Origin of the sequence: Streptomyces sp. SID1328 (genome assembly GCF_009865595.1) — a bacterium.
Lineage (GTDB): Bacteria > Actinomycetota > Actinomycetes > Streptomycetales > Streptomycetaceae > Streptomyces > Streptomyces griseoluteus.
The window spans coordinates 1-756 of record NZ_WWKH01000773.1 but is presented as its reverse complement, the minus strand read 5'-3'; the positions used below and the strand labels follow the sequence as shown (position 1 = coordinate 756).

Genomic DNA, 756 nt, shown 5'->3' with positions numbered 1-756 from the left:
CTCCCGCTGGGCCCGCCGACGGACGCCCCGGCCCGCCTGGACACCGCCCCGCAGCCGGCGCCGCCGGCCGAGCTGGTGCTCCGGGTGACGCTGGGGCCGCGCGAGGACTGGTTCACCCCGCAGGCCCTCCGAGACCTCACGAGCCGTACGTATCGCGTCTCCCCGGCCGGCAACCGCATCGGGCTGCGCACGGAGGGGCCCACGCTGGAACGCGCCCGCTCGGGTGAACTGGCCAGCGAGGCAATGGTGTTGGGGGCGATCCAGGTCCCGCCGGACGGTCTGCCCCTGATCTTCCTGGCCGACCACCCCACGACCGGCGGCTACCCGGTCCCGGCGGTGGTCCACCCGGCGGACCTGCCGGGCGCGGCCCAGGCGAGGCCGGGCACGCCCCTGCGCTTCGTACTCGTACGCCGCTGACAGGGGCCCGCCGTTGATCCGGCGGGCCCCCTTCAGCTCACAGCGTCTGCGGGTCCTGTTCGAAGCGGCTGCGGACCGCCGTCTGGACCTCGTCCTCCTCGGCTGGGTCGGCGGCCAGGCGGCGGAGGCGTTCGACGACCCGGGCGTCGCCGGTCTCGGCGTGGCGGGCGGCCAGTTCGCGGGTGGTCTCCTCGCAGTCCCACAGGCACTCGACCGCGAACCCGGCGGCGAAGGAGGGGTCGGTGGCCGCGAGTGCGCGGGCCGCGCGGCCGCGCAGATGGGAGGAGGCCGTCTCCCGGTAGATGTGGCGCAGTACGGGCGCCGCGCAGGCGATGCCCA

The 756-nt window shown here is 76.3% G+C and carries 1 protein-coding gene and 1 pseudogene; one reads left to right on the top strand and one right to left on the bottom strand.

Features of this window, described 5'->3' with window-relative positions; genetic code table 11:
• Positions 1-417 (top strand): biotin-dependent carboxyltransferase family protein (locus GT030_RS24680; protein ID WP_161202981.1); only part of this gene is annotated, 417 nt, incomplete at its 5' end.
• A 37-nt stretch (positions 418-454) separates the two neighbouring features.
• Here GT030_RS24680 and GT030_RS24675 read toward each other — a convergent pair.
• A pseudogene (locus GT030_RS24675) lies at positions 455-756 on the bottom strand (HEAT repeat domain-containing protein); the annotation flags it as partial.